Here is a 701-nt window from a genome sequence, read left to right as displayed (position 1 = left end):
CTTAACCATATAATATGAAGCAATGTTATCTAGTTTTGAAAGAATATAAAAAACTTGTTGACTTTAAAAGTTAAATAAGTTATAATGATTCTTGTCTTAAATGAATATAGTCTGGTAATGATGGCAGAGAGGTCACACCCGTTCCCATACCGAACACGGAAGTTAAGCTCTCTAGCGCCGATGGTAGTTGGGACCTTGTCCCTGTGAGAGTAGGACGTTGCCAGGCAAAATGGAGGATTAGCTCAGCTGGGAGAGCACCTGCCTTACAAGCAGGGGGTCGGCGGTTCGATCCCGTCATCCTCCACCATATATGTCGGAGGGGTAGCGAAGTGGCTAAACGCGGCGGACTGTAAATCCGCTCCTTCGGGTTCGGCAGTTCGAATCTGCCCCCCTCCACCATTCTTAATTAATGGGCTATAGCCAAGCGGTAAGGCAACGGACTTTGACTCCGTCATGCGCTGGTTCGAATCCAGCTAGCCCAGCCATTAAGAGCCATTAGCTCAGTTGGTAGAGCATCTGACTTTTAATCAGAGGGTCGAAGGTTCGAATCCTTCATGGCTCACCATTTTAATGAAATATGCGGGTGTGGCGGAATTGGCAGACGCACTAGACTTAGGATCTAGCGCCTTTGGCGTGGGGGTTCGACTCCCTTCACCCGCACTTTTAATGAAATAACTCAAACATGTCTTGCGGAAGTAGTT

At 47.4% G+C, this 701-nt stretch carries 5 tRNA genes and 1 rRNA gene; all 6 read left to right on the top strand.

The window, feature by feature from the left end:
• The first annotated feature begins 110 nt into the window (after positions 1 to 110).
• The 6 genes from rrf to DT250_RS31125 all read left to right on the top strand — a co-directional run bounded on the left by rrf (position 111) and on the right by DT250_RS31125 (position 660).
• A 5S ribosomal RNA gene (rrf, locus tag DT250_RS31150) occupies positions 111 to 226 on the top strand.
• 5 nt (positions 227 to 231) lie between these two features.
• A tRNA-Val gene (locus DT250_RS31145) sits at positions 232 to 307 on the top strand.
• Between the two features lie 8 nt (positions 308 to 315).
• Positions 316 to 399, top strand: a tRNA-Tyr gene (locus DT250_RS31140).
• Positions 400 to 410: 11 nt separating this feature from the next.
• Positions 411 to 485, top strand: a tRNA-Gln gene (locus DT250_RS31135).
• Positions 486 to 489: 4 nt separating this feature from the next.
• A tRNA-Lys gene (locus DT250_RS31130) sits at positions 490 to 565 on the top strand.
• 14 nt (positions 566 to 579) lie between these two features.
• Positions 580 to 660, top strand: a tRNA-Leu gene (locus DT250_RS31125).
• Positions 661 to 701 lie beyond the last annotated feature (41 nt).

The organism is Bacillus sp. AR2-1 (assembly GCF_008368755.1).
GTDB lineage: Bacteria > Bacillota > Bacilli > Bacillales > Bacillaceae_G > Bacillus_A > Bacillus_A wiedmannii.
The sequence above is the reverse complement of the archived record's forward strand: the minus strand, read 5'-3'. Positions and strand labels throughout refer to the sequence as shown.